The 24,315-nt window shown below is 65.9% G+C and carries 25 protein-coding genes and 1 tRNA gene; 10 read left to right on the forward strand and 16 right to left on the reverse strand.

Annotated features, from left to right (window positions below):
- The first annotated feature begins 341 nt into the window (after nucleotides 1-341).
- From A0W70_RS10755 to A0W70_RS10765, 3 genes are all read left to right on the forward strand, one after another.
- Nucleotides 342-1,577 (forward strand): bifunctional alpha/beta hydrolase/OsmC family protein, encoded by a 1,236-nt coding sequence (locus A0W70_RS10755; RefSeq protein WP_070989150.1) that lies wholly within the window; start codon nucleotides 342-344, stop codon nucleotides 1,575-1,577.
- Between the two features lie 4 nt (nucleotides 1,578-1,581).
- Nucleotides 1,582-2,706, forward strand: coding sequence for a 4-phosphoerythronate dehydrogenase (locus A0W70_RS10760; RefSeq protein WP_070989151.1), 1,125 nt, complete (start codon nucleotides 1,582-1,584; stop codon nucleotides 2,704-2,706).
- 133 nt (nucleotides 2,707-2,839) lie between these two features.
- Nucleotides 2,840-3,832, forward strand: coding sequence for a glutathione S-transferase family protein (locus tag A0W70_RS10765; RefSeq protein WP_070989152.1), 993 nt, complete (start codon nucleotides 2,840-2,842; stop codon nucleotides 3,830-3,832).
- Nucleotides 3,833-4,078: 246 nt separating this feature from the next.
- Here the strand turns inward: A0W70_RS10765 and A0W70_RS10770 are convergent, their stop codons facing one another.
- From A0W70_RS10770 to A0W70_RS10785, 4 genes are all read right to left on the reverse strand, one after another.
- A complete protein-coding gene (locus A0W70_RS10770) occupies nucleotides 4,079-4,288 on the reverse strand; it encodes a dodecin (RefSeq protein ID WP_070989153.1) in 210 nt (69 codons plus the stop codon).
- Nucleotides 4,289-4,349: 61 nt separating this feature from the next.
- Entirely contained in the window at nucleotides 4,350-5,180 is an 831-nt protein-coding gene (locus A0W70_RS10775; RefSeq protein WP_070989154.1) for an SDR family oxidoreductase, read from the reverse strand.
- A gap of 1 nt (nucleotide 5,181) precedes the next feature.
- Nucleotides 5,182-5,862: a rhomboid family intramembrane serine protease gene (locus A0W70_RS10780; RefSeq protein ID WP_070989155.1), complete on the reverse strand. Its 681-nt coding sequence runs from the start codon at nucleotides 5,860-5,862 to the stop codon at nucleotides 5,182-5,184.
- Nucleotides 5,863-5,896: 34 nt separating this feature from the next.
- Complete coding sequence (locus A0W70_RS10785) at nucleotides 5,897-6,415, reverse strand: phosphatase domain-containing putative toxin (protein WP_245675866.1); 519 nt, start codon at nucleotides 6,413-6,415, stop codon at nucleotides 5,897-5,899.
- Between the two features lie 86 nt (nucleotides 6,416-6,501).
- On the opposite strand from A0W70_RS10785, the gene A0W70_RS10790 reads away from it, so the two are divergent.
- Entirely contained in the window at nucleotides 6,502-6,957 is a 456-nt protein-coding gene (locus A0W70_RS10790; protein WP_070989157.1) for a GNAT family N-acetyltransferase, read from the forward strand.
- Between the two features lie 60 nt (nucleotides 6,958-7,017).
- Here the strand turns inward: A0W70_RS10790 and A0W70_RS10795 are convergent, their stop codons facing one another.
- The 4 genes from A0W70_RS10795 to typA all read right to left on the reverse strand — a co-directional run bounded on the left by A0W70_RS10795 (nucleotide 7,018) and on the right by typA (nucleotide 10,553).
- A complete protein-coding gene (locus A0W70_RS10795; RefSeq protein WP_070989158.1) occupies nucleotides 7,018-7,308 on the reverse strand; it encodes an Rdx family protein in 291 nt (96 codons plus the stop codon).
- A gap of 301 nt (nucleotides 7,309-7,609) precedes the next feature.
- Nucleotides 7,610-8,209 carry a GNAT family N-acetyltransferase gene (locus A0W70_RS10800; RefSeq protein ID WP_070989159.1) on the reverse strand — a complete coding sequence of 200 codons (600 nt, stop codon included), beginning with the start codon at nucleotides 8,207-8,209 and terminating at the stop codon, nucleotides 7,610-7,612.
- Entirely contained in the window at nucleotides 8,206-8,691 is a 486-nt protein-coding gene (locus A0W70_RS10805) for an RDD family protein (RefSeq protein ID WP_070989160.1), read from the reverse strand. Before A0W70_RS10805 ends, A0W70_RS10800 begins: the two co-directional genes overlap by 4 nt.
- A 41-nt stretch (nucleotides 8,692-8,732) precedes the next feature.
- A complete protein-coding gene (gene typA / locus A0W70_RS10810; RefSeq protein WP_070989161.1) occupies nucleotides 8,733-10,553 on the reverse strand; it encodes a translational GTPase TypA in 1,821 nt (606 codons plus the stop codon).
- A 279-nt stretch (nucleotides 10,554-10,832) separates the two neighbouring features.
- Here typA and A0W70_RS10815 point away from each other — a divergent pair, with 279 nt between their 5' ends.
- The gene (locus tag A0W70_RS10815) at nucleotides 10,833-11,036 is read left to right on the forward strand and encodes a cold-shock protein (protein ID WP_070989162.1); all 204 of its coding nucleotides are present in this window, start codon (nucleotides 10,833-10,835) and stop codon (nucleotides 11,034-11,036) included.
- Nucleotides 11,037-11,433: 397 nt separating this feature from the next.
- On the opposite strand, the gene cysB is transcribed toward A0W70_RS10815, so the two are convergent.
- Complete coding sequence (cysB, locus tag A0W70_RS10820) at nucleotides 11,434-12,408, reverse strand: HTH-type transcriptional regulator CysB (RefSeq protein ID WP_070989163.1); 975 nt, start codon at nucleotides 12,406-12,408, stop codon at nucleotides 11,434-11,436.
- Nucleotides 12,409-12,567: 159 nt separating this feature from the next.
- Here cysB and A0W70_RS10825 point away from each other — a divergent pair, with 159 nt between their 5' ends.
- On the forward strand, nucleotides 12,568-13,329 hold the full coding sequence (locus A0W70_RS10825) for a sulfite exporter TauE/SafE family protein (protein WP_070989164.1): 762 nt from the start codon (nucleotides 12,568-12,570) through the stop codon (nucleotides 13,327-13,329).
- Here A0W70_RS10825 and A0W70_RS10830 read toward each other — a convergent pair.
- Complete coding sequence (locus tag A0W70_RS10830; RefSeq protein WP_070989165.1) at nucleotides 13,310-15,493, reverse strand: MltF family protein; 2,184 nt, start codon at nucleotides 15,491-15,493, stop codon at nucleotides 13,310-13,312. The genes A0W70_RS10825 and A0W70_RS10830 overlap by 20 nt on opposite strands.
- A gap of 234 nt (nucleotides 15,494-15,727) precedes the next feature.
- Here A0W70_RS10830 and A0W70_RS10835 point away from each other — a divergent pair, with 234 nt between their 5' ends.
- Nucleotides 15,728-16,150 (forward strand): Hsp20/alpha crystallin family protein, encoded by a 423-nt coding sequence (locus A0W70_RS10835; protein WP_070989166.1) that lies wholly within the window; start codon nucleotides 15,728-15,730, stop codon nucleotides 16,148-16,150.
- Nucleotides 16,151-16,232: 82 nt separating this feature from the next.
- Here the strand turns inward: A0W70_RS10835 and A0W70_RS10840 are convergent, their stop codons facing one another.
- A complete protein-coding gene (locus A0W70_RS10840) occupies nucleotides 16,233-16,667 on the reverse strand; it encodes a molybdenum cofactor biosynthesis protein MoaE (RefSeq protein WP_070989167.1) in 435 nt (144 codons plus the stop codon).
- 4 nt (nucleotides 16,668-16,671) lie between these two features.
- Nucleotides 16,672-16,905 (reverse strand): MoaD/ThiS family protein, encoded by a 234-nt coding sequence (locus A0W70_RS10845; RefSeq protein ID WP_070989168.1) that lies wholly within the window; start codon nucleotides 16,903-16,905, stop codon nucleotides 16,672-16,674.
- A gap of 108 nt (nucleotides 16,906-17,013) precedes the next feature.
- On the opposite strand from A0W70_RS10845, the gene moaC reads away from it, so the two are divergent.
- Nucleotides 17,014-17,499: a cyclic pyranopterin monophosphate synthase MoaC gene (gene moaC / locus A0W70_RS10850; protein WP_070989169.1), complete on the forward strand. Its 486-nt coding sequence runs from the start codon at nucleotides 17,014-17,016 to the stop codon at nucleotides 17,497-17,499.
- A 315-nt stretch (nucleotides 17,500-17,814) separates the two neighbouring features.
- Here moaC and A0W70_RS10855 read toward each other — a convergent pair whose 3' ends face one another.
- A complete protein-coding gene (locus A0W70_RS10855) occupies nucleotides 17,815-18,879 on the reverse strand; it encodes a DUF2333 family protein (RefSeq protein ID WP_070989170.1) in 1,065 nt (354 codons plus the stop codon).
- Between the two features lie 130 nt (nucleotides 18,880-19,009).
- Here A0W70_RS10855 and mutY point away from each other — a divergent pair, with 130 nt between their 5' ends.
- Both mutY and A0W70_RS10865 read left to right on the forward strand, forming a co-directional pair.
- Complete coding sequence (gene mutY, locus A0W70_RS10860) at nucleotides 19,010-20,125, forward strand: A/G-specific adenine glycosylase (RefSeq protein WP_070989171.1); 1,116 nt, start codon at nucleotides 19,010-19,012, stop codon at nucleotides 20,123-20,125.
- Nucleotides 20,126-20,192: 67 nt separating this feature from the next.
- A tRNA-Phe gene (locus A0W70_RS10865) sits at nucleotides 20,193-20,268 on the forward strand.
- A 689-nt stretch (nucleotides 20,269-20,957) separates the two neighbouring features.
- On the opposite strand, the gene A0W70_RS10875 is transcribed toward A0W70_RS10865, so the two are convergent.
- From A0W70_RS10875 to A0W70_RS10885, 3 genes are all read right to left on the reverse strand, one after another.
- Nucleotides 20,958-21,599, reverse strand: a complete 642-nt coding sequence (locus A0W70_RS10875) for a GntR family transcriptional regulator (protein WP_070989173.1) — start codon at nucleotides 21,597-21,599, stop codon at nucleotides 20,958-20,960.
- A gap of 108 nt (nucleotides 21,600-21,707) precedes the next feature.
- Nucleotides 21,708-23,228, reverse strand: a complete 1,521-nt coding sequence (locus A0W70_RS10880) for an aldehyde dehydrogenase family protein (RefSeq protein WP_245675867.1) — start codon at nucleotides 23,226-23,228, stop codon at nucleotides 21,708-21,710.
- Nucleotides 23,229-23,280: 52 nt separating this feature from the next.
- The gene (locus A0W70_RS10885) at nucleotides 23,281-24,228 is read right to left on the reverse strand and encodes an NAD(P)-dependent oxidoreductase (RefSeq protein WP_070989175.1); all 948 of its coding nucleotides are present in this window, start codon (nucleotides 24,226-24,228) and stop codon (nucleotides 23,281-23,283) included.
- Nucleotides 24,229-24,315: the final 87 nt, after the last annotated feature.

Consider the following 24,315-nt stretch of genomic DNA (forward strand, 5'->3'; position numbering starts at 1 on the left):
GAACGCACGGTGGAGCTTCGCTGTCAGTATGGCGGTATGAAGCAGGTCATTCAGGAACCACAGATGGACACAGATGAACACAGCCGGGCTCAGTGGGAGGTCTTGTCTCTTATGGAGCTTCGCTGAAAGCGTTTTTGGCCAATACAGGTCCGAAGCTGTGCGGAAGCCACGAGGCGATGGATTCCGGGCTATCTGTGTTTATCTGTGTCCATCTGTGGTTATTCTCTCCTCGGGTTCAGCGAAGCTCCCCGGAGCCCAAACCAACCCAAAACACCATTTGTGTGCATTCGTGTTCATTCGTGGTTCGCATTCATCGGCGACTCCCCAGGAGGGCCTGAGCAATGACTGAAGTCGTGACCGAGGAGGTCGAGTTCACCGGCAGCGAGGGGCATACGCTGTCGGCGCGTATTGATCGGCCGCGTGAGGGGGCCATCACCGGTTGGGCGCTGTTTGCGCACTGTTTTACCTGCGGCAAGGACTTTGTCGCCGCGCGGCGGATCAGCCGAGCGCTGGCCGATCGCGGGCTCGCCGTGCTGCGGTTCGATTTCACCGGGCTCGGCGCCTCCGAGGGTGAGTTCGCGGCGACGACCTTCTCATCGAACGTCGCCGACCTCGTGGCCGGCGCGGACTGGCTGCGGAAAAACCACGCCGGTCCGCGCGTGCTGATCGGGCACAGCCTCGGGGGTGCGGCGGTGCTGGCCGCGGCCGGTGAGATTCCGGAGGTTACGGCGGTGGCGACCATCGGCGCGCCCGCGGACCCCGCCCATGTACAGCGGCAGTTCGGCGACGCGGTCGATGAGATCGAGGCAACGGGGTCGGCGGAGATCGAGTTCGGCGGGCGCTCCCTGCGGATCGGCCGGGATTTCCTCGATGACATCGCGCGCTGGGATCTGGTGCGCCGCGTACAGCGGCTCGGCCGCGCCTTGCTGGTGCTGCATTCACCGCTGGATCGCGTCGTCGCGATCGAGCATGCGCGGCGCCTGTTCGAAGCGGCGAAGCACCCCAAGAGTTTCATTTCGCTCGACGACGCGGACCACCTGCTGACGGAGGCGGCCGATGCCGAATACGTCGCGACGGTTCTGGACGCGTGGGTATCGCGTTATCTTGAACGCGCGGGCAGGGAGAGCCGTCAGGGGCCCTTGCTGCAGCCCGGCGAGGTACGGGTGGCGGAGAACGGTCTCGGGCATCTCGCCCAGGACGTGCACGCGGGCACTCATCGCATCCCGGCCGACGAGCCGCGCGAACAGGGTGGTGGCGATACCGGCCCGGCGCCGTACGATTATCTCCTCGCTGCCCTTGGTGCGTGCACTTCGATGACGCTGCGGATGTACGCTGATTACAAGGGTCTGCCATTGCGCCATGTGTCCGTGCAGTTGCGCCACGAACGGGTGCATGCCGAGGATTGCGAGAACTGCGAACATAAGTCGGGGCGGCTCGCCCTGATCCACCGGCGGATATCCCTGCAGGGCGACCTGAGCGAGGCACAGCGGCAGCGGATGCTGGAGATCGCGGACCGCTGTCCGGTGCATCGTACGCTCAAAGGCCAGCTCGAAATCCACACACGCGAATCGGACTGAATCCATGCGTCTGGTTGTTGACGAGAATATGGCGGCGGGCCGCCGGGCCTTCGCCGCGTTCGGCGACGTGGTCACCGTGCCCGGTCGCGAAATCGATACGGAAGACGTGTCTCGCGCTGATGCGCTGATGGTGCGCTCGGTGACGCGGGTCGATCGGGCGCTGCTTGGCGGTTCGCACGTGCGTTTCGTGGGGACCGCGACCAGCGGCTTCGATCACATCGATCATGAATGGCTCGCCGACCGCGGCATCGGGTTCGCGTACGCGCCCGGTTGCAACGCGAGCGCGGTGGCGGACTGGGTCATCGCCGCGCTCGCGGCGTTGCATGCCGCGGGCCGCCGGCGCTTCGGCAGCGGCAGTGTCGGGGTCGTCGGCGCCGGCCATGTCGGCGCCCGTGTCGCCCGCCGGCTCGGCGCACTCGGCTACAGCGTGCGGCTGTGCGATCCGCCGCGCGCGGAGGCTGAGGGAGGCGAAGGCTTCGTGGACCTCGCGACCGCGCTCGAGTCCGACGTGGTTACGCTGCACGTGCCGCTGGTGGATGAGGGTCCGTACCGGACCCGCGGGCTGATCGATGGCGCGGCGCTGGAACGGATGCCGGCCGGCAGCGTGCTGATGAACGCCGCGCGGGGTGGCGTCGTGGATGAGGATGCGCTGGCGACGCGCCTCGACGACGGGCCGGACCTCGTCACGGCCATCGATACCTGGGCGGGTGAGCCCGCGATCGATGCCGGGCTGCTGCCCCGGATCGATCTCGCGACGCCGCATATCGCCGGCCATACGGTGGAGGGGCGGCTGCGCGGTACCGCGATCGTCGCCAAGGCCGCCGCCCGCCATTTCGGGATCGCGAACGGATGGGACTGGTGCAGCGAATTGCCACCAGCGCCGGGCGCGGCGTCCGGAACCGATCCGGTCGAGGCCGTGCTGTCGGCATGGGATCCGCGGGCGGACGATGGCCGTCTTCGGGGGCTCCTGCGCCAGCCACCGGGTGAACGTGGGCGTGGCTTCGACCGGATCCGCGCGTCCTGCCCGCAGCGGCGTGAATTCGGGTCAGTCCGCGTGGGCGGGGATGCGCCGGCGGAGATCGAGGCGACCGGTCTGGGCGTGTCGGATCCCAACGACCGCATCGATTGAGCCGAACGGGGCCAGTCAGCGGCACAGGCAACCGTTCGACTTTCCTGAACGATCCGATCGGGAGTTTCCACCCATCCGCGCCGTCCGTCGCGTCATCATGGGGGCCATACAGTCAACCGACGGAGCGATAGTCATGGGCCTGCTGATCGATGGTGTCTGGCACGACCAGTGGTACGACACGAAAAGCACGGGTGGGCGTTTCAAACGCGAAAGCCCGCAATACCGAAACTGGATCACACCCGATGGCGCACCCGGGCCGACCGGCGAAGGTGGGTTCCCGGCGGCGAGTGGGCGTTATCACCTCTATGTCTCGCTGGCCTGCCCCTGGGCGCATCGCGCGCTGATCTTCCGCCGCCTCAAGGGGCTGGAAGAAGCCATCGGCGTGTCCGTGGTCCATCCGCATATGCTGGAAAACGGCTGGGAATACGCCGCCGATACCAGCGACGACATGCACCGCTTCGAGGGCACCGGCGACCCGGTCAACGGCGCACGCTACCACCATCAGCTCTACACGATGGTCGATCCGCACTACACGGGGCGCGTGACCGTACCGCTGTTATGGGACCGCGAGCGGGCCACGATCGTCTCCAACGAATCGGCGGACATCATCCGCATGTTCAATTCGGGGTTCGTCGGCGTCGCCGGCAACGATGCGGATTTTTATCCCGAGGACCTGCGGGAGACCATCGAGGCGATCAACGAACCGATCTACCACCGCATCAACAACGGCGTGTACAAGACTGGCTTCGCGACCACGCAGGATGCCTATGAAGAGGCGTTCGACGACCTGTTCGCCGAACTCGATCACGTCGACGCGCGACTCGCCGACAACCGTTATCTGTGCGGGGAGCGCATCACCGAGGCCGACTGGCGGCTGTTCACCACCCTGATCCGCTTCGACGCGGTCTATGTCGGTCACTTCAAGTGCAACCGGCAGCGGATCGCGGATTATCCGAATCTTTCAGGGTATCTGCGCGAGCTGTACCAGTGGCCGGGTGTGCGCGAGACGGTCAACTTCGAGCACATCAAACAGCACTACTACTACAGCCACGGGAACATCAATCCGACCCGCGTGGTGCCGAAGGGGCCGACACTCGACCTCGAAAGCCCGCACGGGCGAGGCTAAGTGCGCGATTGCGACGCACAGGCATTACGATCGCGAGCAAGCTCGCTCCTACAATCCCGGAATATTCCGAGCGATTATGGGTGTAGGAGCGAGCTTGCTCGCGATAGCCGGAGTTCAGGGCCTGCGCGAATATCCGGCGCCTGGCCGCGGCGGTCTGCTCTGCTTCCGGTGGCTGAGGTCCCCGATTGCCGGCTGGCTCCCTGAGGTCGCAAGCCGGCCTACGCGTGTTCCCCGTTGCGCCGAGCCTCAGCCGTCGAGCGTGAACCCGACCACCACGGTTACCTGCCAGTGGTCGATGCGCCCGTCGATGATATGCCCGCGTGTATCCCGGACCTCGAACCAGCGCATGTTGTGGACCGATTTGCTGGCGCGTTCGATCGCATTCTGCACCGCGGCCTCGATACCGTCGGGCGAGGAACCGGTCAATTCGATATGTTTATAGACGTGATCGCTCATCTGTCCTCTCCAGTCCATCAGCCGGCCGGAACCGCGCGCTCAACCGGCCCTTCGTCCGAGCCTAGCTTCCCTTGTCGGCGCCGGCCAGCAGCGCGTTCCACGGCCCTGAGCCGACCAGGCCACCGCCGCCGTCGACCGCGATCGATGTGCCGCTGACGTAACCGGCTGCGCCGGACGCGAGATAGACCGCGGCCGCCCCGATATCCGTGGTCTGGCCGAGCCGCCCGAGGGGTACGATGCGGGCCGCCCGGTCCGCGGCCTCGCCCGGCAGCAGCCGGCGCACGCCCTCGGTGTCGGATACCGGCCCGGGCACGATCGAGTTGGCCCGGATGCCGTATCGACCCCATTCGAGCGCGAGCGTGCGCATCAACTGCTCCACGCCTGCCTTCGCGGCACCGACGTGCGCCTGTCCGGCATAGGGGGCGGCCGCCTGGGGTGCCGAGATCATGATGATCGAGCCGTCGGTCGTGCGCAGCTGATCGAAGGCGGCGCGGCAGGCGTGGAAGCTGCCGTTGAGGTCGATATCGACCACCGAGCGGAAACCGTTCGGCGTCAGTTCCTCGGCGGCGGCCGCGAAATTGCCGGCGGCGCCACAGACCAGCGTATCGAGATCGCCGAGGGCGTCCCGCGCCGCGGCCAGTGCCGCCTCGACCGCCTCCGGTTCACGCACATCCGCCGGCGTCGTCGACACGGCCCTGGCGCCGGCCTGTTTCAGTCGCTGTGCCGCGTCTGCGAGACGCTGTTCATTGCGCCCGCAGAGACCGACGGCCGCGCCCAGGCGCGCGAACGCCACCGCGACGCCCAGATTGATGCCGCTGCCGCCGCCGGTGACGAATACGGTGTGATTGGCGAGCAGATCGGGACGGAACACGTCGAGTGGATCGTCAGTCATGTCAGCGCATCCGGTCGCGCGGTTGCATCGGCAGCTTGCCGCGCCAGTAGAGGATCATGATCAGCCCGGCCGCCATGCCGCCGAGGTGAGCAAAGTGTGCCACGCCGGCCTGGGTGCCGGTAATGCCCAGATAGAGTTCAAGCGCGCCGTAGAGGATCACGAACCATTTCGCCTTGATCGGGATCGGGGGGATCAGCAGCAGGATGTACTGGTTCGGGAAGCGCAGACCGAACGCGAGCAGGATGCCGAACACCCCACCGGATGCCCCCACCGTGGGGTAGATGTCGCCCCCGCCGCTGGAGGCGACAATCAGCTGTACGAGTGCCGCGCCGATCACGCAGCCGAAATAATAGGTCAGGAAGCGGCGCGAGCCCCAGTCGAGTTCGATCAGGGTGCCGAACATCCACAGCGCGAACATGTTGAAAAACAGATGCAGCAGATTGCCGTGCAGGAAGGCGTAGGTGACCAGCTGCCAGATCTCGAACTGGGGGACCTGTTGCAACCCGATGGGGGCGTCGACGTACCGCGGGGTGTTGAGCGGCCACAGCGCAAACGTCTCGATCAACGTCTGAGCGCCACCCAGTCCCTGGAGCAGGAAGACCACGCAGTTGCCGATCAGCAGCGCCTGTATGACCGGAGGGAATGTGCCGGCGCGATTGGGGTGCTGGAAATAATCGGACATGATCCTCGCAGCATGCAGCCCCGTCGGTGCGGTTTCAACGCGGATTGCACGCCAGTACCCACCGCACCTGTTCGTCGTTCTCGATCGCACCGGGGCGGGCGCGGCGGACCGTGATGATCGCCTGTTCCGGCGGCATACCGCGTTCCACCAGTAACCGGGCGGCGACCGCGCCCGAGCGGCCCATGCCCGCATGACAGTGGATCACCACCCGTTCGTCGACATCGAGGCAGCGATGCAGCGCAGGCCCGGCCTCGGCCCAGCGGGGCTCGAATGCCGAGCCGGGGGCCGTACCGTCGATCACGGGCAGATGCCACCACGCGAGCCCCCGGGCCATGGCGCGCTCGCCCAGCCCATCGACGCCCAGCAGGGTCAGCTCGAACGGCTCGACCAGCGTGACAAGCGCCCGGGCGCGCCAGCCGACGATCCCGGCGAGATCGGCAGCGAGCGCCCCCTCATGGCTCCCGCCGCCCAGCGCCGCCCCGATCCCGGGACAGGCGCTCAGGCCGATCCGCCCGCCACCCGGTGCCCGCACATTATCGATTGCAGCTTCCACGTCGCGGCTCGAACTCGGACAATCCTTGCGCCATAATGATGGCATCGGCCCCGGATGGGCCAGTCCTGCCGCAAGGGAGTTGCATCATGACCCGCGTGATCCACGTAGAAACCGACCGCTCGTTCAGCCCCGATGAGTACGCCGAATTGATGGCGGCCGTCCACTGGGGCGAGCCCAGCGATTATGCCGCCGTAAGCGTTACCGCCGCCCTGCAGGCTTACCATTTCGTCGGTCACGTCCGTGATGAAGCCGGAATGCTGGTGGGCTATCTGTGCGCGTTCAGCGATGGCGTTTTCGCCACCTTCATCGGTGAACTGGTCGTGCATCCGTGTGCCCGTGGCAACGGTGTCGGCGCCGCGCTGCTGGAGGCCATCGAATCCGAGTGGCCCGGCGTGCCGGTCTTCGCGCTCGGCTTCCGGGATGCCCGGGCGTTCTTTCAGCGTCAGGGCTACAGCCATCCGCCCCGCCCGATGGAGGTGCTGACCAAGCTGGATACCTGGCCGGTGGAGGCGGGCATTACGCTCGAGGCGAGCGAGGGCTGAGGGCCACGGGCCAAGGGCCAAGGGCCAAGGGCCAAGGGCCAAGGGCTGGTGACGGCGTGCCTAGTTGCGAGGGCGGTCGCTGTGGCCGAGATCTCGGTTCGGCCAGAAGGCGTCGCGGAGGCGTTGCTTGAGTTCCTTGGCCTCGGGGAAGCGGCCCTCGGCTGCGCGGGACCAGAGTACGGTGCCGTTGTCGGCGGTGATCTCGAATACGCCCTTGCCCGCCGGCGCGAGTGCGACCTCCGCGAGGTCGTCCTCGAAACTCGACAACAGTTCCTGCGCCAGCCATGCCGAGCGCAGCAGCCAGCGGCAACGCGGACAGTAGGCGATCGCGATGCGGGGTTTGTCGGTCATATCGGTCGGGTGCGGTCAGTAGTCGGTAAGAGTTGTCGCCGGGGCGTCGGGCGCACCGTAGGAGCGGCCTTGGCCGCGAACCGCTTTCTGGGGCGGCCTTCCGGTCCTCGCCGTTACGGCCGCGACACGGCTCGTGTTTCACCGGTTCCAGGGATCGTCGGCGCATCGAGTGATTCAGTCATGGGTGGACGGGATGCCGGTTCGCGGGCAAGCCCGCTCCTGCAGGTTCTATCCTTCCTTTGCGTCCCCTGGCGCGCTTCGCGCCTTGGCGATAACCTGTTCGGTATCCGGTTGGGCGGCCTCAAAGGGCTTTCAGCCAGAAGAGCAACGGCTTATCCGTCTCCTCGGTGTCGCCGATGTCGCGCCACGGGAAGCTGGCCATGAGGTCCGGGCGGCGTTCGTAGCCGAAGTGCCGCCAGACATCGTCCAGCGGGCGCGCGTCCTGCGGGCGCATCGGGTGGTCATCCGGGCGCTGCACCGCGCAGTGGGTGATCCAGTCGTAGTCGCCATAGCTGCGCGCCAGGGTCTCGCGCTCGCGGAAAAACGTCCGGTAGAGACCGCGCCCGCGGTACGCGGGCAGCAGTACCGATTCGGCGTTGTAGTAGATCCGGTTGATATCGAAGCCGGCGGTGCGGAACGGTTCCTTCATCGCCTCGGCCTCATCGGCCAGCGGCATCGCCGTGGTCGCGCCGATCGGGCGCTCACCGTCGAATACCAGCAGGGCGAACGCGCGCGGACTGTCGACGTAGTACTGCAGGTAACGCCGCTCGTAGTCGATGTCGCCGTCGTAGAGATACGGCCACTCGCGGAAGACGGTCATGCGCAGATCCGCGAGTTCGTCCATGCGCTCGGCGATGCCACTGCCGTGCCAGCGCTCGAGCCGCAGTTCCGTTTCCGTCATGGCGTCGTCGCTTCCTCCTCCCGTCTTCCGGCCAGGATGACCCGGGTGCCGGCCATGCGGTCATGCAGGCCGCGCCGGTCGTTACTGAAGACGATGGGGACGAGGGCGGCCAGCGACAACAGTGCGCCGGCCGGTACGAGTTGCGGATCGATGCCCGCGAGCGCGCCGGTGAGCCACCATGGCCAGCCGCGCAGCGCGGCCACGGTGAAATCGAGGCGTCCGCCCTCGGGCGGACGCAGCCGCAGACCGAGCAGCCGCTTGCCCGGCGTGGCCATGCGGGCGGTGCCCTCGGTGAAGATCCGGTAGAACATCGCGATCGCGGCGGTCAGGACCAGGGTGCCCGGCGTCGCTGCCGCCGCCAGTGCCTGGCCGGAGGCCAGCAGGACCAGCAGCGCAATGACGGCGATCGCCGCCGCGTCGATCAGGCCCGCAGCGATTCTTCGCCCGAGCGGGGCGCTGCGGTCTTCAACCGGTGAACTCACGTCCTCGTGCTCCCTGTCCTGGCCCGCCGGGCCACACGCGGTCAGGCGGTCGCCGCGCGGCTCGCCTTTTTGCGCTCGTGTTCCTTCAGCCAGCGCTTGCGCACGCGCACGGCCTTCGGGGTGATCTCGACCAGTTCGTCATTGTTGATGAACTCGAGCGCCTGTTCCAGATCCAGCTTCAGCGGCGTGGTCAGGACCACGTTCTCGTCGGAGCCGGCCGCGCGCACGTTGGTCAGTTCCTTGGCCTTGAGCGGATTCACGGTCAGGTCGTTGTCGCGCGAATGAATGCCGATGACCATGCCCTCGTAGACCTCGTCGTTGTGGCCGACGAACATGCTGCCGCGGTTCTGCAGGTTGAAGATGGCATAGGCCACGGCCTTGCCGTTCTCCTGCGAGATCATGACCCCGTTGCGCCGCTGGCCGATGTCCTGCGCGCCCATCGGGCCGTAGTGGTCGAACACGTGCGTGAGGATGCCCGTGCCCGAGGTGATGCTCATGAACTCGCTGCGGAACCCGATCAGTCCGCGCGCCGGGATCTCGTATTCGAGGCGCACGCGGCCGGTCTCGTCCGGCTGCATGTCCTTCAGCGTGCCGCGACGCTCGTTCAGGCGCTCGATCACACTGCCCTGGTGCTCGGCGTCGATATCGGCGACCAGGTGTTCGTACGGCTCATGCTTCTCGCCATCGACTTCGCGCAGGATCACCGACGGGCGCGAGACCGCGATCTCGTAGCCCTCGCGGCGCATGGTCTCGAGCAGCACCGACAGGTGCAGCAGGCCACGGCCCGAGACCTTGAACTTGTCCGGGTCGTCGGTGTCCTCGACCCGCAGGGCGACGTTCGATTTCAGCTCGCGGTCGAGGCGCTCGCGGATCTGGCGGCTGGTGAGGTATTTCCCCTCGCGCCCGGCCAGCGGCGATTTGTTGACCTCGAAGGTCATGTTCACGGTCGGCTCGTCCACCGTCAGCAGCGGCAGCGCCTCGGGGTGGTTCGGGTCGCAGATCGTGTCCGAGATATCGAGCCCGTCCATGCCGGTCAGGGCGACGATGTCGCCGGCCTCGGCGCTGTCGACCTCGATGCGGTCCAGGCCCTGGAAGCCGAGGATCTTGAGCACGCGCGCGTTGCGCTGCCTGCCGGTGCGGCCGACGATCTTCACCGGGCTGCTGGGCTTGAGGGTGCCGCGGCGCACGCGGCCGATGCCGATCTGGCCGAGGAAGCTGGAGTAATCCAGCGTCGTGACCTGGATCTGGAAAGGCCCGTCCGGGTCGACATTCGGCGCCGGCACGCGCTCGACGATGGTCTCGAACAGCGGCTGCATGTCGCCCTCGCGCACGTCGTCCGTAAGGCCGGCATAGCCGTGCAGCGCCGAGGCATAGACGACGGGGAAATCGAGCTGCTCGTCGGTCGCGCCGAGGCTGTCGAAGAGGTCGAAGGTCTTCTCGATCACCCAGTCCGGGCGCGCGCCGGGGCGGTCGATCTTGTTCACGACCACGATCGGCTTGAGCCCGAGGTCGAAGGCCTTCTGGGTGACGAAGCGGGTCTGGGGCATGGGGCCATCGACCGCGTCGACCAGCAGCAGGCAGCAATCCGCCATCGACAGCACCCGCTCCACCTCGCCGCCGAAATCGGCGTGGCCCGGGGTGTCGAGGATGTTGATCCGGTAGCCGTTCCAGTCGATCGCGGTGTTCTTCGACAGGATCGTGATGCCGCGCTCGCGCTCGAGATCATTGGAATCCATGACCCGCTCGGCGCCGGCGTCGCGCGCGGAAAGGGTGCCGGATTCCTGCAGGAGGCGGTCGACCAGGGTGGTCTTGCCGTGGTCGACGTGGGCGATAATGGCGATGTTGCGCAGTTTCTCGATCATGGGCTTCTGGACCGTTGGGACCGGGACGACGATACGGTCGGCCCGCAAAACCGGACATTGTAACGCGAATTGGCTTCCGGCGTCTCCCGTAGCAGTCCGGCGAAGCCCGGAATCGGGGCACAATTCGCAAAAAAGGGTGGACTACGGCCCGCAGAGTGTGCATCATCGACCTCGCAGTGAGGTTCGAAGGTCCCCGGCAGTACCGCATGGCAGTCTCCGGTTGGTTCTCAGAACGACCTGCAACAACAGTCCCGACCCAACCATCGAGGAGATGACCCCATGTCGACTGGTACAGTGAAGTGGTTTGATGACGCGAAAGGCTTTGGTTTCATTCAGCCCGAAGACGGCAGCAAGGACGTATTCGTCCATTTCAGCGCCATCGCGGGCGACGGCTTCCGTAGCCTGACCGAAGGCCAGCAGGTCGAGTTCGAAACCACCACGACGCAGAAGGGCCTCGCGGCGGCGAACGTTCGCCCCGTCTGAATCCCTTTCCGAGCGGCCTGAAGAGGCCACCCGGAAGTGAAAAAAGCCCCGCCAATCGGCGGGGCTTTTTTTATGCCTGTTACTTGTACCGGGTGAAGTCAAAGGCGGCCTCACGCGGAGGCGCGGAGGGCGCAAAGAAAAAACCGGTGTCTCGCCAAGACGCCAAGCGCGCCAAGTAAAGAGAAAGGAAGGGATAGAACCTTTAGGAGCGAGCTTGCTCGCGAACCGGTCTGCCGAGTCCTCCCCCGATCGCGATTGACTCAGGCGCGGCAGGACCGGGCGGGGCGCCGTGTCAACGGCAAGGCGGTTCGCGGCCAAGGCCGCTCCTACAGCACCGTTGACTCGATTTTCGATTTTCTCTGCGTGCTCCGCGGCTCCGCGTGAGGCGAATTCGACCTCAATATCGCGGCAGCGTGATGTCTTCGAACAGCTCGTCGCGTTCCGCCTGGGTTTCGGCCTCGAGGGCGGCGTCGACCACTTCGCGGGTGAGGTGGGGCGCGAAGGTCTCGATGAAGGCGTACATGTAGCCGCGCAGACGGGTGTTGCGGCGGAAGCCGATGCGGGTGGTGCTGGATTCGACGAGGTGGCTGGCATCAAGTTTCACCAGATCGCTGTCGACCTCCGGTTCGTAGGCCATGTTCGCCATAATCCCGATGCCGAGGCCCAGCCGGACGTAGGTCTTGATGACATCCGCATCCGTGGCCGTCAGGACCACGTTCGGCGTCAGCCCGGCGGCGTTGAAGGCGCGATCGAGGCGTGAGCGACCGGTAAAGCCGAATACATAGGTGATCAATGGTTCGGCCGCCACGTCCGCGAGCGTCAGGGTCTCCTTCTGCGCCAGCGGGTGATCATGGCGGACGATGATCGCGCGATCCCAGTGGTAGCACGGCATCATCACCAGGTCCTCGAAATGCTCCATCGCCTCGGTCGCGATGGCGAAGTCGACGACGCCGGCGGCCGCCATCTCGGCGATCTGGGTCGGTGTCCCCTGGTTCATGTGCAGGGCCACGCGCGGGTACGCCTCGGTGAAGCGCGCGATGACGGGCGGCAGGGCGTAGCGCGCCTGGGTATGCGTGGTGGCGATCGATAGGCTGCCGGCCTGCGGATCGCGGAACTCCTGGGCCACCTGCTCGATATTCTCCGTGTCGTGCAGGATCTGGTTGGCGAGTTCGATGATCGCCTCGCCGGCCGGGGTGACCCGGGTCAGCTGGCGGCCGGTGCGTTCGAAGATCTCGACGCCCAGTTCGTCCTCCAGCAGGCGGATCTGTTTCGATACGCCCGGCTGCGAGGTGAACAGGTGCTCCGCGGTGGCCGATACGTTGAGGCCGTAGCGCGCGACGGCGGCGATGTAGCGCAGTTGGCGCAGGGTCATGGCTCGCTCCGCAGGATCTATTGTCGCGTGAAGCCGACGGGTAATAACGAAAAGTTATAGTACGCCGCGAGTTCGCCGGTTTTCAATCTACCGCTGCTCCCCTATCCTGACGCGCCCGTCGTTGGACCGGTGCGTGGCGCCAACCCGAAGAGGGAAGAAATGGACTGGATACTCGCCATGGCGGGTCTGGGCGTCGGCGCGCTGGTCGGTCTGACCGGTGTGGGCGGCGGTTCCCTGATGACGCCGTTCCTGCTGTTCTACGGCATCCCGCCCGCCGTGGCGGTGGGCACGGATCTCGCCTACGCCGCCATTGCCAAGAGCCTCGGTGTCTGGCTTCGCCACAAGGCCCGCTCGATCGATTGGCGCACGGCGGTCCTGCTCATGTGCGGAAGCCTCCCGGCGGCGGCCATCGTGATCCTGTCGATGAAGGCATTCGCGCTCGAAACGGAGCTGTTCGGGACGATCATCACCCGGTTGCTGGCCGTCAGCCTGGTGCTCACTTCCCTGACCGTGCTGGGGCAGCACTGGCTTCAGGGGGTGCGAACCGATCTGCCGGAAATCCGGGGTCGCACGGGACTCACCGTGCTCGCCGGGGTCGTGCTGGGCACGCTGGTTACGCTTTCATCGGTCGGATCCGGAGCGATCGGTACCGCGCTCCTGCTGCTGCTGTATCCGCGCTGGTCGTCGGCGCGCGTGGTCGGGACCGATCTCGCCTACGCCGTGCCGCTCACCGCGACCGCGGCGTTCGGGCACCTGTGGCTCGGTAACGTCAATCCCGGTTATGTATTCAGCCTCGTCATTGGGGCGATCCCGGGTATGTATATCGGCACGCGCATGGGATTGCGGTTGCCGGAAGCCCTCGTGCGAACGGTGCTGGGCGTTCTGCTGTTCGGGGTGGGGGTCAGTTTGCTCTGGAAGTGACAGCTCCATGACCCGGTCCCGGGCCGAACGGTACCGCCGCTTTGCGGAAATCGGCGATGGTCGGGTGCGGACTGGGCTGACAACTGGGCCAGCAGTCGTTGGTCCACAGGATGTAGGCCTGATAGCGCTCGCGGATGGCCCGGACGTACTGGACCGGTTCATGGCCGCGGACATACCCGAAGCGGGCGTTCCGATAGTACTTCGGCTGTGACAGCTTCTGCATCGCGCGCTCGACGTTGTCGAACCAGCGGTCGCGATCAAGGCCGAGGCGATCCGCCAGGCGCCGGGCGTCGCGGACGTGGCCGACCCCGGCGTTGAAGGCTGCGAGCATGAACCACATGCGGTCCTGCACCCGCAGGTCATCCTCGAACCGGTCGCGCAGCCAGTCGAGATACTTGATCCCGGCACGGATGTTGACCTCCGGATCATGGATGGATCCGGTTACGCCGACCTGGCGGGCGGTGGCCGGCATGATCTGCATGAGCCCCTGGGCACCGACCCACGAGCGGGCGTTCGGATTGAACCCGCTCTCCTGGAAGATCTGCGCCGCCACCAGCCGCCAGTCGAGACCCTTGCGGTTCGCGTATCGCTGAATGATGTCGTCCCACGGTGAGAGTTGCTGGCCGCTGCCGAGGTCGATCCGCTGCGCCTGGAATTCGCGGATCCGATCGTGGTCGCGGAAGTACTTCGAATACACGACGTTGTAGAACTCGCTGCGGTAGGTCTGGCCGAGAAAACGGTCGGCCGCCGCCTGCAGTTGACCGTTATCCTCCCGGAACGCCCAGCGATGTGGGATCGGCTCGCCGATCTCGAGGTACGACTGGACATTCTCTCGCCACGCGGCGGCATTGCGGGCGACATGGTCGTCGACCAGGATCAGGTCGTAATCGCCGTTCGCGACGCCCCGGATGGCGGCCTCCGGTGTCGTCCCGGCGGGCAGTACCTCCACCTGCAGATCGATGCCCTCTTGGTCACGCAGGCGTTCGGCCGTCTCCCGGGCATCGCTGTCCCGCGGCACGTGGATGCGGCGGCCGGACAGATCCCCGATCGCCTTGATCGGGGAATCCGCGACATCCGTGACCACGCGCTTCACCGCGAAATGGTAGGGCCGTGACCAGGCGATGTCCCCGTTGCGGCCACTACGGGGGGTAAGGAAGGCGGCGGCCATGTCGGCCCGGCCAGAGCGCACGAGTTCGAGCAGCGATTCCTCGGGGTCCGCGACGACGATCTCCAGCCGTACCCCGAGCTCATCGGCGAACCGCTTCGCCAACTCGTATTCGAAGCCCAGCAGCTGGCCGCGCCAGACGAAGTAGTTCGCCGCGCTGTTGCGCGTGGCGACGCGCAGCGTGCGCTCCTGCTTGATCACCGGCAGGTCACCGGTGCGCAGCCGCTGGTCGAATTCAGCCAGTTTGCGCTGGGTGATGAAGCGATCCAGGACCGCCTTGAGTTCTTCAGCGTCCTGCCGCACGCCCCAGGCGATGCCGGTTTCCGCCGAGACCGGGAAGACGCCACGGATGCTCTCGCGGTAGCGGAGCGCGACCTTGAGCGAATTGCCGTCGACAATGGTCAGATCGATGTCGCCGGCGGCCAGGCGATCCAGCTTACGCTGCGCGGAGAGGGCGGGCAGGCTGTGGAGTTCCAGTCCCGGATGCTGATCCTGCAGCCGCCGTGCGGCATGCCAGAACCGGGAATCGAAACCCACGGTAATGGCGCGCCCGTCGAGGTCCGTCGGCGTCTCGATCGGATCGTCTTCACGCGCGACCAGCATCTGGCGGCTGCGGTCAAGCGCGACCGTAAAGCCGATGTCCTCGCGGTGGCGTTCGTTGATCGGCAGATTCGCCACGATCAGATCCCCGCGGCCTTCGTTCAGCGCGGGGATCAACTGGTCGAAGTGGTCGACGAGGACCACGACCGGCTCAAGTCCGACCGAGCGCGCGAAGCGGGCGGCGGCGCGCAGCTGTGTGTTCACCGGTGAGCCCGCCCGGGGGAGGTGCGTGACCGCGTCCGGGCGCCGGACCATGAGCAGGCGCAACAGGCCGTGCTCCTGGATTCCGGCGAAATCCCCGGTCTCCACGTACGGCGACCCCTCGAGCACGCGCGGCGGCTCGAACCGGGTCGGTTCCGGCTGCTGGCAGGCCGTGAGCAGCGCGGCCGCAAGCGGCAACCAGCAAGTCAGCCATCTCTGCCGTCTTCCCATGGCGAAGACCGGTCGGGAGGTGTCCCGCATTCTACCAGTGGCTGCGCAGGCCGGCCGAAAGGAGGCGTCCGGTCGGTTCCAGCCCGGTCATGATATGTCGCAAGTGGGCTGCAGTTCTTTCGGCGCCAGACCGTTGAAAGCGTCAGCGGGATACCCCAGATATCGGATACGGAACCACCGTATCAACAGGAGGAAACGAAAATGGCTCTGACCCGCTACGAAAACCGTAACCCATGGAGTCAGTTCCATCAGGAAATGAACCGTCTGCTCGGGGAGAACTCCAGTGTCGTAACCAGCGACTGGGTACCCGTCGTCGATATCAAGGAAGAGAAAGACCGGTTCGTGCTCCACGCCGATCTTCCCGGTGTCAACCGCGACGACATCGACATCACGATGGAAGGTGGTGTGCTGAGTATCCGCGGGGAGCGCAAGCTGGAGGACGTCAGCGAGGGCGGCGAGTACAAGCGCGTCGAACGCATCCATGGCAGCTTCTACCGTCGTTTCGCGCTGCCCGACGAGGCCGACCCGGAAGGGATCAACGCACGTTGCAATCAGGGCGTGCTCGAGGTCGTCATCCCGAAGAAGCAGTCGGTACAGCCGCGTCGGATCGAAGTCGGCAGTTGATGCCGCGGAGGGAAAGGGCAGGCCGCATGGCCTGCCCGGCATCCCGGAGAAGGAATATCCGGAGACGGGGCGGAGTGGCGTCTCAGCCCTTCGTGTTGTGCTCCACCCAGCGCCCGCCGGACTTGGTCTGTTCGTGTTTCCAGAAAGGGGCACGCGACTTCAGCGCTTCCATGATCGCGCGCCCGCCCTCGAACGCCTCCCGCCTATGGGCCGACCACACTGCGACCAGCACGATCGGCTCACCCGGTTCGATCGGCCCAACCCGATGGATCACGCGCGCGGCAAGCAGGTCATGGGCAGTGCGCTCCGCGTCGATGATCGCTTCGAGCTGCCGCTCGGTCATGCCCGGGTAATATTCCAGCACCATCCGGCTGACGGCGTCGCCCTCGTTGAAATCGCGCATCGTCCCGGCGAATGCGCAGGTCGCGCCGTACGCGCCGGCCTCGAGTCCGCCATCCGGCGCATCGGCGAGTTCCCGCCAGGGCTCGAATGCCTCCGTACGCAGTTCCACCGTCACGGCGTCAGCCTCCGGTCACGGGCGGAAAGAACGCGACCTCGTCGCCGTCGTGCACGCGCGTATCGGCCGCCGCGTAGTCGAGATTGACGGCCGCGAGCACATTGCGCGGCATCTCGCTGCCATCAGTGACCGTCTGCCAGACGTCGAGTACGCGCGCATCGTCCGGGACCTCGGCCGCCTGCTCCGCGAAGCCGAGGCGGTCACGCAGATGGGCGAATGTCTTCACGGTAACCTGCATCGCTATACCGCCCCTGTAGGCTCGACAGATACAATCAGCCTACTGTCGCAGGCGGCCATGGTGCGCGCAAGATGCCGCCATCGGATACGCCCCTCCGGAGCCCCATGCATGAGCGAATTCACCCATTTCAATCGCCGCGGCGAGGCCCACGTCGTCGACGTCGGTGGCAAGGACGCGACCCGGCGGGTCGCGGTCGCCGCCGGGCGGATCCACATGGAGGCGGCGACACTCGAACGGATCGAGTCGGGCGAGCAGGCCAAGGGCGATGTCCTCGGCGTCGCGCGGATCGCAGGCATCATGGGAGCCAAGCGCACGTCCGAACTGATCCCGCTGTGCCACCCGATCGCGCTGACGAGCGTCGAGGTCGAGTTCGAGCTGGAGTCCGAGGATTCGGCGATCACCTGCCGGGCGACCGCGCAGACCACCGACCGCACCGGCGTCGAGATGGAAGCGATGACCGCCGTCCAGATCGCCCTGCTGACGATCTACGACATGTGCAAATCCGCCGATCGCGGCATGATGATCGACGCCATCCGGCTGCTCGAGAAAAGCGGCGGCAAGTCCGGCGACTGGCGGCGTGAGGATCCCGCCTGATCGGCTGCAGGGAGGTGTGGTACTGGCTTAGAGCGCGTCAGGGTTCTCGCCAAGGCGCCCGAACAAGACGACAACACTGTAGGAGCGAGCTTGCTCGCGATCGTGCGCCCACCGCCGATCGAGGCTAACGAGGTATAGCCGAAACCGATTGGCCGAGTCGTTGGCCTTTATGGCAATCCGGTTACCGTGCGGGCGCCATCGCGAGCAAGCTCGCTCCTACAGAGCAGGGCCAACACTCAGTTTCGGTCTTCGCGTCCCTTGGCGCCCTCCGCGCCTTGGCGAGAACCCCACTTGCACGGCGGTTGTCGAGCCCACTCAGCCCTGTTCCAGCAACCGCCGCAGGTCGATCAGTGCCGCGTTCGCCCGCGAGACATACGACGCCATCACGAGCGAGTGGTTGGCGAAGAAACCGAAACCGTTCCCGTTGAGCACGATCGGGCTCATGATCGGTCGCTGGGCCGCTTCCAGCGAACGGATGAGCTGGTCCATCGTCGCCTCGGCGTTCTTGTCCGCCAGCACGCTGCTGAAGTCCTGCCGGACCGCCTTCAGGAAGTGGTAGTGCGCCCAGGTCGCGCCGCGGGCGTAATAAAACTCGTTGTCGATCTGGAGCCAGGGCGTCTCGTCGCGGATTTCGCGGGCCGGCGTCTGCGCGGACGTCGCCGCCCGGTCATTGGCAAGATCGGTATTCACCCGCCATTCGCCGACGCTGGCCGAGAGCCGCTGCACGATGCCGCCAAGCCGCTGGCCCACCGTCTCGAGGTAGCCGCGGAGGTTGTCTGCCCTGGCGTAGAAGTTGGCATCGCCGGATGCGAGTCGGCTGCGATACGTGCGCAGGTACCCCAGCGCGTCCTCGTACTCGCTCTCCGTCGAGGGGAATATCCACGAATTGGCGTTGAAGTTGAGCCGCGGCTCGGCCTGTGAGAGTTCCTCGTTCTCCCGCGACTGCGACTGCGAACGGCTCATGTCGTTGCGCAGCGAGCGCGCGAGGTCGCGCATCTGGATCACGGCGCCGTACTCCCAACTCGGTACGTTGTCGAGCAGCACGCCGGGCGGCATGACGTCGTTGAAGAGGTAACCGCCCGGTTTATGCAGCATGACATCGACCGCGTGGATCAGCGTCACGGTGGTCGTGTAACCGGTAACGATCTCCTCGCCATGGCGTTCTGCGGTCATCTCGGTCTGGCGGGACGGATCGAAGGTGTCCGGTGGATCGCTCCACCACCAACCGACGACCAGGGTTACGATCACCAGCGCGAGCAGCGCGGTGCCACCGCCGGCAATCAGGCCGCGTCGGCGCCAGACCATCGGGTTGAAAGCATTGGCAAGGCCACGGCCGATCGTGACCGGTAGCCGGCGCAGGCGGGAAAACTTCGTGGGCATGAGGTTGCTCCGTGCGTGCAGCGCATCACTCTAAACCTGCTTGCGCGAAAGGCAAGGGCCGCAGTGCCTGTGGCGCATGCGGGGCGTTACACTGCCGACGCCGCGACCAGGCGATCAAACGGGGACCAGCATGACCGACGACGCCATAACGGCCGCAGCAGACCCCGGCGCGGATTTCGCCCGGCGCGTGCTGGAGTGGTACGACCGTCACGGACGCCATGACCTGCCGTGGCAGTGCCCGGCGACGCCGTATCGCGTCTGGATCTCCGAGATCATGCTCCAGCAGACCCGCGTCGAGACGGTGCGCGGTTATTTCGACCGCTTCATGCAGCGCTTCCCGGACGTCGCGAGCCTCGCCGCGGCGGATATCGACGAGGTGCTGGGTCTGTGGTCCGGGCTCGGCTACTACGCCCGCGCCCGCAATCTCCACCGCGCCGCGCGCGCCATGGTCGCGGAACACGGTGGCGAGGTGCCGGAGGACCCGGAGGCCCTGAACGCGCTCCCGGGCATCGGCCGGTCCACCGCCGGCGCCATCCTCAGCCTGGGCCACGGCCGCCATCACGCCATCCTCGATGGCAACGTCAAACGCGTCCTCGCGCGTCACGCAGGCATCGAGGGCTGGCCCGGGCGGGCCCCGGTGCAGCGTGCGCTCTGGGCGGTCGCCGAGGACCGGACACCCGGGGAGCGCACGGCGGCCTACAACCAGGCGATGATGGACCTGGGGGCCATGGTGTGTCTGCGCCGACCGGTGTGCGACGCCTGTCCGGTCGCGGCCGACTGCAGCGCCCGGAACGAGGGTCGCACCGCCGAAATCCCGGCCGCGAAACCGAAACGCGAAATTCCGCAGCGCGAGACCGTCGCGCTCGTGATCCAGCGGGGCGATGACGGCGCGATCCTGCTCGAGCGGCGCCCGCCCAGCGGCATCTGGGGCGGGCTCTGGTCACTGCCGGAGTTCAACGCCGAAGCGGAACTGGAGGCCTGGGTCGCCGCCCGACTCGGCGACGTCGAGATCGAGCCGCTCGCGCCCGTCGAGCACACGTTCACGCATTTCCGCCTGCGCATCCATCCGCGGCGGGTCCATCTCCACGGGGGCGTGGATCCGGTCCGCGAGGGTGCGGATTACGGCTGGTACCTGCCCGATGACGCGCCCGGCGGCCTGCCCGCGCCCATCCGCCGCCTCGCGGATCGCCTCGGTGGAGCGCCGCACACGGCCGATTTACCCGGAATCAACTCGCATGCGGGTTGACGCCGCCGCGCGCGGCCGGTGTAATACGCGCCTTCGGACCGGGCCGTTACCCGGAACCCGCCTCAATGGCCAGGTAGCTCAGTCGGTAGAGCACGCGACTGAAAATCGCGGTGTCGGCAGTTCGATTCTGTCCCTGGCCACCATTTTCCTTGTCTGTCATCCGTTGTGGGGTTCGGAGCGCTTCTCCCCCAACGTCCGAGCCATCGGCGGATGCGCCACAAGGCGAATGGTGCCAAGTCCGGTCTCCTGCCACTTCGAATCGCGAGATCCATTCCCGGAGTAGCCTACAGCTAACGGCCTCGACCGCCTGGCTGCCGATTACGAAGCCATTGCACGTCTCCTCTGTAATGGTCACGCGGGGGCGCCCCGTTCTCCAATAAATCACAGGGCACCAGCAGGTCCTTTTCCCGTCGACCGCTACCTATTCCTGGCCGCCGGTTTTCTGGGCCGCAAATTGGACGTCATGCAGGTAGGAGAGCACATCAGCGCCTGGAATCCGCCTTGATGTCCATTGGCCGGTGCAACTCTTGGATTTCCGAGAGTAACCAGCACATTCCCGAATCCTTGACCTCAGTGGTTTTTGGGTCGATTAACGCTCTTGCGCAGCTTGGGCATATCGAGCGGCGCGCGGACGAGCCGGCGGAATACTCCCTTGTAGTGGACGGCCAGTCCGTCCGATTTATGCGATACGTAGATTTAGAGCGGAATGTCGAGGATTGCGCAGCGCAAGCCCTGAAACGGCTTCGAGACGAAGGCCACGTGTGAATATCGGTGGGGGCGTCGAAACTGCCCGCGGGGACTGGGACTACCAATGAATCGGCGTAATCCATCATCACTTTGGTTCATGAAAGCGAATATTCTCCCGCACCAGCGATTCAGCCAGCGTCCCGTTGCCATCGCGAATCGCTTTGATGAGGGCTCTATGCGATTCAGCGATTACCTGCGCGGATACACGCTGATTAGACATCGAGATATACATCCGAAACTGGTTTGCAACACGGTTATAGTGTTCGATCAGTCGAGAATTCCCGGATCCGTTCATTATTAACGCATGAAGCTCAAAATCCAGACGACTCGCTGTACCGTGTTCGTCGCGCGCCGCCGCCTCAAGGATCCGGTCGAAAGCCTCGCCCAACCTTATTACGCCGTCCTCGGTAAGATTCTCGGCCGCCAGTCTGGCCCCCAAACCTTCAAGCGTGCTTCTTAGGGTCCCTATCTCCCAGATGTCATGCGCACTGAATTCGTAGACCCGATACCCGGAGTAGGGTACGTGGCAAACGAGGCCTTCATCGATTAACCGTCGGAGTGCTACACGGACCGTGCCTCGCGAGATGCCAAACTCGGCGGCCGCCTCGCTCTCAAGCAGTCGCTCACCGACCTTGATGTTTCCTTCAACAATCCGCCGCCGGAGGATTGATGTTGCCTGTTCTTCCAGGCTTTCTCGGCTGGGCTTTTCTCGCTCGTAAATTGTCATCGGTTGCCTTTAGGGCTTCGCCGTCAAGTCACGCGGCCCACCAGTCCTTTCGAGCGGAAATTTGGCCACGCTGGCAGCAATTATAACCACTGCCAGCGCTGTGGCTCATCACAACTGAATCCAGGCCGATTTGCCCTGGGTGTACTCCAACAGGCTCTCGAAGCACTTGTCGCGTGAGTTGCCGGACTGTTTCCAGCCGCCGAACGGCTGCGTCATGTCGCCGTCATCGAACGTGTTGACCCAGATCGTTCCGGCCTCGAGATCCCGGACGCAGCGATGGCCCCGGCTTAAATCCGAGGTCCATACGCCGGCGGCCAGCCCGTAGATCGTGTCGTTCGCGATACGGATGGCCTCCTCTTCGGAATCGAAGGGCATGATCGCGGCAACGGGCGCGAACAGTTCTTCGCGCGCGATGGTCATGTCCGGGCGCACGTCCGCATACGCCGTCGGCTCCACATACGCGCCCCCGGTGAGCGATTCGCTCGCCGTCTCACCGAAGATCTTCTTCGCCCCTTCGTGTTCCGCGCCCTCCATCATGCCGACGACGCGATCGCGCGCGCTGCGGTCGACGAGAGGGCCACAGCGGACCCCGGGGTCGAGCGGATCGCCCGGTACATAGCGACCGGCGGCCCGCTCGCGGAATTTCTCGATGAACCGATCGTAGATCGAGCGCTCGACGAGCAGGCGCGAACCCGCGTTGCAGACCTCGCCCATGTTGACGAAGATCCCGTCGATCGCCGCATCGACCGCGGTATCGAGATCCGGCAGATCCGCGAAGAACAGCTGCGGGCTTTTGCCCCCGCATTCCAGGGCGAGCTTCTTCATGTTGGAGTCGCCCGCCGCGCGCAGCAGTTCCTTGCCCACGGCCGCGGAGCCCGTGAAACTGACCTTGTCGACATCCGCGTGTTCGCCGAGCGCCTTGCCGGCCTCCTCGCCAACCCCCGAAATCACGTTCAGCGCCCCGGCGGGGCCGCCCGCCTCGCGCAACAGGTCCGCGGCGCGAAGCACGCTCAGCGAGGCCTCTTCGGCGGGCTTGAGCACGACACAGTTGCCGGCCGCCAGCGCCGGCGCGATCTTCCACATCGCCATCATCAACGGGTAGTTCCAGGGCGAAATCGCCCCGACCACGCCGATGGGCTGACGCAGCGTGTAGTGGAGCACGCTGTCATCGGTCGCGGTCGTCGTGCCGGTCACCTTGTCGATGGACTCGGCGAAGAACCGGATCGTCGTCAGGACCTCGGGCATGTCGTACTCGACCATGTCCGCGATGGGGCGTCCCATCTCAATGGTATCGAGCGCGCTGAACTCGGAGGCGGCCGCTTCGATGCGGTCCGCCCAGTCGAACATGATCCGCGCGCGCTCGCGCGGTGATTTGCGACCCCAGACACCATTGGCGTGGGCCCTCCGGGCGGCCCGGACGGCATGGTCGATGTCGGCTCGGCCGCCGCGGGCGATCGACGCGACCTTTTTTCCGTCAGCGGGATTGACCGAGTCGATCGTGTCGCCGGATTCGGCGGCCCGCCGTTCGCCGTCAACGAACATGCGGCCATCGATCTCCAGCCGCCCCACGAAGCCGGTCCAGTCCTCGCGGGTCCATGTGCCCGCCTCGCTCAGATTCATTCCACTCATATATCTGCCTACTCCGATTGCCTGTGCACTGCCCGCGCGGATCGCCGCGGCTTTACGGCGTCACCTCGCGCCCCGGCTCCTCGGGCTCGTCATCCACCAGATCGGCGGGGAATCCCGGGGCCCGCAGGCTCACGCCGCAGTCGTCCTCGAGTTTGCGGACCACCATCGGCGACCACGCCCGGTCGCCGTAGCGCTCCTGCGCGTCGATGAACTGCTTCTGGACGGTCTGCGCGACCTCGGTCGACACCCCGTTGCGTTCGGCCAGTCCACCGAAGATGCCGATGTCTTTGAGCACGAGATCGAGCGTGAAATTGATGTCGTAGCTGCCGTTGAGGATGATCTGGCTCTCCGTCTCGTGGACGAACGAGTTGCCCGACGACGCCTTGATCGCCTCATAGGTCGTGGCCATGTCCATGCCCGCCTTCTTCGCGACCACCCACGCCTCGCCGAGCGCGGCCAGGTGCACCGAGGCCAGATAGTTGGTGATCACCTTCAGTACCGATGCGCTGCCGACCGGCCCCGTGTGCAGGATGCGCCGCCCCATGCACTGCAGCACGGGGAAGGCGCGGTCGAAGGCCTCGCGTTCGCCGCCGACGAAGATCGAGATGTTGCCCGTGGCGGCGCGGTGACAGCCGCCCGAAACCGGCGAGTCGAGCGCCAGCGCCCCGGTCGCGGCGACCCGCTCCGAGAGGCGCACGATCTCCGCCTCCTCGGTGGTACTCATCTCCATCCAGATTTTGCCGGCCGACAGGCCCTCGAGCACGCCATTCTCGCCCTCCATGACCGACGCGCTCGCGGCGGGAGACGGCAGGCAGGTGATCACGATGTCGGATCCCCGGGCCAGCTCCACGGGCGTATCGGCCCATTTCGCGCCGCCCTCGAGCAGCTCCGCGGCCGCTCCCCGATCCAGTTCGTGGACGGTCAGGTCGAACCCGTTACGCAGGACACTGCCCGCGAGCTTGCCACCGACATTGCCCAGCCCGATCACGCCGATTTTCATGAACTCCCCTTTTTATGTGCGCCAAAAGTGACGAACTCGACCGCAAACGAGTCCGAGAAGCCTGAAGTCTCCTGCGCGGGCTCCAAA

This window comes from Halofilum ochraceum (assembly GCF_001614315.2).
Classification (GTDB): Bacteria; Pseudomonadota; Gammaproteobacteria; order XJ16; family Halofilaceae; genus Halofilum; species Halofilum ochraceum.

What these genes read in the sequence shown, in the direction of transcription:
- A0W70_RS10760 (WP_070989151.1), top strand. Translation starts at nt 1,582, where the DNA reads ATGCGTCTGGTTGTTGACGAGAATATGGCGGCGGGCCGCCGGGCCTTC.
- A0W70_RS10770 (WP_070989153.1), bottom strand. Translation starts at nt 4,288, where the DNA reads ATGAGCGATCACGTCTATAAACATATCGAATTGACCGGTTCCTCGCCC.
- A0W70_RS10765 (WP_070989152.1), top strand. Translation starts at nt 2,840, where the DNA reads ATGGGCCTGCTGATCGATGGTGTCTGGCACGACCAGTGGTACGACACG.
- A0W70_RS10755 (WP_070989150.1), top strand. Translation starts at nt 342, where the DNA reads ATGACTGAAGTCGTGACCGAGGAGGTCGAGTTCACCGGCAGCGAGGGG.
- A0W70_RS10800 (WP_070989159.1), bottom strand. Translation starts at nt 8,209, where the DNA reads ATGACGGAAACGGAACTGCGGCTCGAGCGCTGGCACGGCAGTGGCATC.
- A0W70_RS10775 (WP_070989154.1), bottom strand. Translation starts at nt 5,180, where the DNA reads ATGACTGACGATCCACTCGACGTGTTCCGTCCCGATCTGCTCGCCAAT.
- A0W70_RS10825 (WP_070989164.1), top strand. Translation starts at nt 12,568, where the DNA reads ATGGACTGGATACTCGCCATGGCGGGTCTGGGCGTCGGCGCGCTGGTC.
- mutY (WP_070989171.1), top strand. Translation starts at nt 19,010, where the DNA reads ATGACCGACGACGCCATAACGGCCGCAGCAGACCCCGGCGCGGATTTC.
- A0W70_RS10835 (WP_070989166.1), top strand. Translation starts at nt 15,728, where the DNA reads ATGGCTCTGACCCGCTACGAAAACCGTAACCCATGGAGTCAGTTCCAT.
- A0W70_RS10845 (WP_070989168.1), bottom strand. Translation starts at nt 16,905, where the DNA reads ATGCAGGTTACCGTGAAGACATTCGCCCATCTGCGTGACCGCCTCGGC.
- A0W70_RS10855 (WP_070989170.1), bottom strand. Translation starts at nt 18,879, where the DNA reads ATGCCCACGAAGTTTTCCCGCCTGCGCCGGCTACCGGTCACGATCGGC.
- cysB (WP_070989163.1), bottom strand. Translation starts at nt 12,408, where the DNA reads ATGACCCTGCGCCAACTGCGCTACATCGCCGCCGTCGCGCGCTACGGC.
- A0W70_RS10815 (WP_070989162.1), top strand. Translation starts at nt 10,833, where the DNA reads ATGTCGACTGGTACAGTGAAGTGGTTTGATGACGCGAAAGGCTTTGGT.
- moaC (WP_070989169.1), top strand. Translation starts at nt 17,014, where the DNA reads ATGAGCGAATTCACCCATTTCAATCGCCGCGGCGAGGCCCACGTCGTC.
- A0W70_RS10790 (WP_070989157.1), top strand. Translation starts at nt 6,502, where the DNA reads ATGACCCGCGTGATCCACGTAGAAACCGACCGCTCGTTCAGCCCCGAT.
- A0W70_RS10780 (WP_070989155.1), bottom strand. Translation starts at nt 5,862, where the DNA reads ATGTCCGATTATTTCCAGCACCCCAATCGCGCCGGCACATTCCCTCCG.
- typA (WP_070989161.1), bottom strand. Translation starts at nt 10,553, where the DNA reads ATGATCGAGAAACTGCGCAACATCGCCATTATCGCCCACGTCGACCAC.
- A0W70_RS10875 (WP_070989173.1), bottom strand. Translation starts at nt 21,599, where the DNA reads ATGACAATTTACGAGCGAGAAAAGCCCAGCCGAGAAAGCCTGGAAGAA.
- A0W70_RS10795 (WP_070989158.1), bottom strand. Translation starts at nt 7,308, where the DNA reads ATGACCGACAAACCCCGCATCGCGATCGCCTACTGTCCGCGTTGCCGC.
- A0W70_RS10880 (WP_245675867.1), bottom strand. Translation starts at nt 23,228, where the DNA reads ATGAGTGGAATGAATCTGAGCGAGGCGGGCACATGGACCCGCGAGGAC.
- A0W70_RS10885 (WP_070989175.1), bottom strand. Translation starts at nt 24,228, where the DNA reads ATGAAAATCGGCGTGATCGGGCTGGGCAATGTCGGTGGCAAGCTCGCG.